Annotated in this window: 1 protein-coding gene; it reads right to left on the bottom strand. The window is 41.3% G+C overall.

Annotated elements, in window-relative coordinates:
- A partial coding sequence (locus E7C97_RS08850; protein ID WP_316108959.1) for an accessory Sec-dependent serine-rich glycoprotein adhesin occupies window positions 1–4,971 on the bottom strand: 4,971 nt, incomplete at its 3' end.
- Window positions 4,972–5,846 lie beyond the last annotated feature (875 nt).

Raw genomic sequence — 5,846 nt, 5'->3', positions numbered from 1 at the left:
GCTCGCACTTGTTGAAGCCGATTGGCTAGCTGATGTGCTGGCTGATTGGCTTGCGCTTGTTGAAGCCGATTGACTCGCACTTGTGCTGGCTGATTGGCTTGCACTTGTTGATGCTGACTGACTAGCTGACGTGCTGGCTGATTGACTTGCACTTGTTGATGCCGACTGGCTAGCTGAGGTGCTGGCTGATTGACTTGCACTTGTTGATGCCGATTCAGATGCTGACGTGCTGGCTGATTGGCTTGCGCTTGTCGATGCCGATTGACTAGCTGAGGTGCTGGCTGATTGGCTTGCACTTGTTGATGCCGACTGGCTAGCTGACGTGCTGGCTGATTGGCTTGCACTTGTTGATGCTGACTGACTAGCTGACGTGCTGGTTGATTGGCTTGCGCTTGTTGAAGCCGATTGACTAGCTGACGTGCTGGCTGATTGGCTCGCACTTGTTGAAGCCGATTGGCTAGCTGATGTGCTTGCTGATTGGCTTGCACTTGTTGAAGCTGACTGACTAGCTGACGTGCTGGCTGATTGACTTGCACTTGTTGATGCTGACTGACTAGCTGACGTGCTGGCTGATTGGCTTGCACTTGTTGAAGCCGATTGGCTAGCACTTGTTGAAGCCGATTGGCTAGCTGACGTGCTGGCTGATTGGCTTGCGCTTGTTGATGCCGATTGGCTAGCTGACGTGCTGGCTGATTGACTTGCACTTGTTGATGCTGACTGACTAGCTGACGTGCTGGCTGATTGGCTTGCGCTTGTTGATGCCGATTGACTCGCACTTGTGCTGGCTGATTGGCTTGCGCTGGTCGATGCGGACTTAGACGCGCTCGTGCTGGCTGATTGACTGGCGCTGGTCGATGCGGACTTAGACGCGCTCGTTGAAGCACTTTGGCTGGCACTGGTTGACGCTGATACTGACGCACTTGTGCTTGCTGACACTGATGCACGGTAATCTGAGTCAGATATATTTGGCGTTACCGTATTTACCGTTCCATCTTTATAAGTAATGGTTACCGTTCCATTCTCTGCAATAGAATAACTTCTGATACGGTTTGCAGTCTCTGGATTCGCTGTTTTCACAGCATCTAAGATTTCATCTTTCTCACGCTGACTCAGAGCGTTTGGATGTTTAACTTGGAAGACTACTGACGGCTTCTTACCAGGGAATTTCTCATTCAACTTCCCTTGGGCGACAACTACTGTTGGAGTTCTCGATTCATTATTAGACAAGTCCACAGCTTTTACACCAAGTGTCCATCTATTTCCATCTGCATGTGGCTGATTAGGATTATAAGTAGCTGTATACTCTAAAGTAACAGGGGCATTCGTTGGTTTATTCTTGAATCCTGGTGCACTATCATTCGAAGAATAGTCATCTGAGAATATTTTATCTTTATCTGATGTACCATCGTAAAGTTTCAAGTCTCTAAGTTTACCACTATTATCTGAACCTTTTAAGACAACCTTAACTTCATCTCCTGCAAAAATCTCGTATCCATTCGTACCAGGACGGACATTATTTTTCGGAGAAAGCTTTTCCCACTTACCATTATTCTTGACATAGATTTCAAATTCAGGGTTTGGAGATACATTTTCTTTAGTAATTATATTAGAAGATGTGTCAGATTGAAGAGTTACATTGCTACCATTTGGATCCCTAACAACCATTTCTTGTTTAACCGTTACATTTCCTGTAGGCAACAAACCATTATTGGTATCAGTAACCCGTTTCAACTCAGACGGTTCAAACGTCACACTTGTTCCAGTAGATTTTTTAGGGAAGGTTTGAGTCCCAATCGTTAAAGTGACTGTTGCTCCTGGTATTACATCTGTCACTGTAATACTACGATTTGGCAGACCTCCTTGTAGCTTCACTTGACTATCTGCGATTCGTGGTGGGTTCGGTCTAACTTTGATAGTTACAGGAACATTTGTACTGTTGCCTGCTTTATCTGCGGAACCTTGTGGTAAAGTAACTTTAACTTCTTTCTTATAGATACCTGGAGCTGAAGCATCAGGTCTGGATACCCACTCATAAGTTGTCCCATTTGGAATCACAACTCTAGAATCAGAATTTTTAAGTGCATTACCAGAATTGGCAATAATATCATTTAGTGGAGTTGTATTTCCAACTGTTGTAACATACTCTTGTTTAGCCACTGGATCCACTACTGTATAAGTAAAGCTTGTCTCACTTGTCAAAGCACGATCTTGTGCAGACGGAGTTCCAAAGCGCCCTGTTGGATAAGTTGCTTTTACAGTATAGGTTGTACGGTGTGTCGTAGCTTCAGAATCAGTTGTATGCCAGACAGTACTAAATTTAGGTGACCCAGTTCGATTATTTAGTGGTGCACTTGCATTGTTATTCAGACGATACTCATAAGCAAATGTTGTTCCTGAAGGAAGAGATGGATTATTGATATAAAGATATGAATCTCCACCTATATTATTAGCATAGCTACCGCCAACAGTTCTATCACCTGAAGCTGCTTTAAAGGCATAAAATTGACCAGTAACTCTATTATTGGTTTTAGTCTCAATCTTTTGGTAAACTCTGTAATTGTATGTTAAATCCGTAGTAGTGTTATCTGGGTGAGTTACCGTTAAGATTGCAGTTCTAGGGTTCTCTCTGTCCCCCATCGCTGTCATTGTAGGAGCTTGCCCTTGTTTCCATGCAAATCTTGTCCCACTAGGGAAGTCAGAAGCTCCGCCAACTGGACGCACAAGACTTCTTGGATTTATATTAGATAAAGGCTCGTCGCTAACTGCATAAAAGTGCTCAGTTGTTTTCTCTACACCATACTTAACATTGTTTGTGACTGTATCCGTGGTTTTATCACGATAAGTAATGGTAACATCTCCATTACTAGCTACACTGATTGAACCCTCTTCAGCTCCTTTTTTATAGTCAGTTGAGCCTACACCTGATCCTGTACCTGAAAGAAGACTAGCATTGGCCGCCTTAAAGTTATCCAAGACTTGTTCTCTTTCTTTTGGACTTAGATTTGCCTTGTCATTAACTACGACTTTAGTACCTTTCGCAGGGTCTTGTCGCTCATTAAATCCTTTGACATGGAAATTGGTACGGGCTGTAGCAGTCTGACCATCAATATCTCTAACTGTATATTCAAGAACATAAGTACCTGGTTTATACGGTTCCCAAGCAGTACCTTTACGACCAACTGTCCCTGTTATATCAATATTGCGGGAGGTTTGATATCCTGTTCGCCTTCCTTGATAATCATAGGTCCACAAATCCCCTAGTCCTCTTCTAATAGTAGCAGGATAGTTTGGGGAAGTTACACCTGTAATCTCCTTATTAGATCCAGAAGCAGTGATTGTATCCATCCCTCTATCATCACGTAATCGTATCTGAAAATTAGTGACTGCATCATCATTATAAAAAGTGACATCAGATGGCATCGTAATCGTAGGCGGATTAGAGGCTGCACGGCTCTGACCTGCTGCACGATTAGGAACTGCTATACTTCTACTCATACGTGGTGGATGCGACACTCTAGTAGCTACTTCATGATGCATAGAAGAAGTATAGTTCCCAGAAGTATCCGCACTTGTAAATGGCTGGCTACTTGTACCAACTCTTGCATCCAATGTTGCAGTTCGCGACTGATTATTTACAGTGGCATAAACTTCAAGCGTTGCTTCTAGGTTTCTTTGTTTATCATGGCGTATATCATAAACATACTCATTTCCTGAACCACCACGTTTCTCCATTTCTTGTCCATTAAAGGTCACACGAGTAATAGTTGTATTAGGATCCACGTCCGCAATCAGCCCTACATGATGCAAGGCATTGTTCGCGTGCATATTGATACGCCAAACAACTTCGTTACTATTTCTATCATACCTACCAGACTCAATTGAAGCTATCGTTCCATGGCTAGATAGTGGTGCTCTAGGAGACGTTCCTCTCTCTATCGCTTGTCCATTACGACTATCATGTTGACCTGAATGTGCACCTAAAACAGCATTGACAATAGAATTACGAGCTAGAGTCGCTTTTTGTACTACTGATGTCAAATCACTAGTTGGATCTGCCAAGGCTTTTTCAATCTCCGTAACAGCAACATTCACTTTGGTAATAGCAGAGTCCACATTCGGCAATCCTACAGCTTTTGCTAGGTACTCACCCATTTCAGCTGAAAGTTTGGTTAACTTCTTACGATTTTCATCTTGTTGTTTAGCTGAAACTTCTGTTGTTGCTATGGCACCAGCAGTCACTCCTACTAAACTCGTTGTGTCAGAAGTTGCTTGAGCAACATTCACACCAGCCTTTCCATCAATCTCAGTAGCCTTCAGTACAGCAGAATCAATTTTAAGATTAGTTGATTCTTTTGAAGGTGAGGAAGACTGTTCAGTTGTTGCTACAGATGTGCTCTGTTCAACTGATGAACTTGACGCTACAGAAAAACTTTCTGACTCACTTTTTGATTGACTAGTACTAGTAGAGGCACTGACCGACTCACTAGTCGAAGTACTTGCAGAAAGGCTAGCTGATGTACTAGCTGAAACACTTGCTGAGGTGCTATTAGAAACCGATTCCGACTTTGAAGCGCTTTCACTAAGAGAACTAGAGCTCTCTGAATTGCTTGCATTTGTCGTACCTAAAACTACCGTATCGTTTGCTACTAAAACATCCGATTTATCTAGTGTTTTTTCCAAAGCTACTGCTTCATTTGCAAACACTTTGGTTTGCGCCGCAACAGCACCACCTAAAACGGCTCCTGTGGTCACGACCCCTCGGATAATATCTAACCCTGTAATTGAATGGTTAACTTTATCTTCTACCACTTCAGTCATAACTTGAGTCGTATCAACACCGCCCCTCATGACCTTGAACAAGCCCAAAAGAGAGGTTGAAGCTCTCAACCAATGCTTTCCTGATTTAATTAACTTATAACGTGTCACACGGTCTGTTTCTCTGAACCTACCATTCTGACGTCTAAAAAACATTTTCTACTCCTTTTCCAGATAAAAGTGTAAACTATTGCCAAGTTTAATCATACTTGTTTAGTATACTTTAATTCTGAACTAAGGTCAATATGATATGTACATCAATTACCAGTCCGAAATGAATAAACAAACATCTATTTTAATATATATATATATATATATTAAGTCGATCTGCTAACTTATACTCCTAATAATCTATTCCCAGAAATAAAACTCCTTACTTATTTTTAATTTTTTTTACAAATATATTCAATTCAACTGAAATTTTAAAATTTTTAATTATCTAATTAATAAGAAGTCTCCTACGACATATCCAATCAAACAACACATTTTTTTCTAAATAGAAGATAGAGTTTAATAATTCTACTTATATAGAAACCAACAATAATAGTCTTCAAAAATTCAAAACGCAACAGTAGTTATCCTCGCTTTATGCTAAATCTATCTGCGAACTTGTCATTAACTTCAATATCAAATCAATATCTTGAGCTATCTATGGCTAAATTTCTAGTTTACTCTTTGATTTTCCCAAGCAAAATCAGACTTTTAGCCACCTTAACTTTCTGAGACTTACAATGAAAAAGCCCACAGACAATAGCATTCGTAAAACTTTACTAGTGGTGCAGCTATAGGCTGAACAAAACTTAATTACAGAATAACGAAGTAAAATAAAACGCACGAAAATTCCACGAGGTCAACTATAGTCAGAAAGCTGAACAACAAGCCAAAACGCCCAAAAAAGGCGGCAAAAAGCAAGCAACGTGCCGAAATGGTCAGGTCAAATCCTGATTATGTCAACGAATTAGACCCAAAAATCGTTGATATGCTAGTAGAATTTCACAAGTCACAAGGCACTTTGGAAACTCCCGAGGCGC

The organism is Streptococcus sp. (assembly GCF_032481935.1).
Lineage (GTDB): Bacteria > Bacillota > Bacilli > Lactobacillales > Streptococcaceae > Streptococcus.
This window is presented reverse-complemented; position numbering and strand designations above follow the sequence as displayed.